1 protein-coding gene is annotated in these 300 nt (G+C 61.0%); it reads right to left on the bottom strand.

Going from position 1 to position 300, the window contains the following annotated elements; genetic code table 11:
• Nucleotides 1–63: 63 nt before the first annotated feature.
• The coding region (locus B4F73_RS15440; RefSeq protein ID WP_290483716.1) for a TrbC/VirB2 family protein at nucleotides 64–300 on the bottom strand (237 nt) is incomplete at its 5' end.

The following is a 300-nucleotide window of genomic DNA, read 5'->3' on the forward strand; positions in this document are numbered from 1 at the left end:
CGCCCGCCATCAGGATCGGCTCGGTCAGCGAGCGATGGAGGGGGATTTCATAGCCTTCCGCCACTAGACCAGCGCTCCGCCGCCAAAGCTGAAGAAAGTCAGGAAGAAGCTGGTGGCGGCGAAGGCGATCGAAAGACCGAACACAATCTGGATCAGCTTTCGCATCCCGCCGCTGGTCTCTCCGAAAGCCAAGGTCAGACCGGTCAGCGTAATGATGATCACCGCGACGATCCGCGCGACGGGCCCTTCAATAGATTGCAGGATCTGATCGAGCGGACCTTCCCAGGGCATGCCGGAGCC

Source organism: Hyphomonas sp. UBA3601 (assembly GCF_002375605.1).
In the GTDB taxonomy this organism is placed as follows: Bacteria; Pseudomonadota; Alphaproteobacteria; order Caulobacterales; family Hyphomonadaceae; genus Hyphomonas.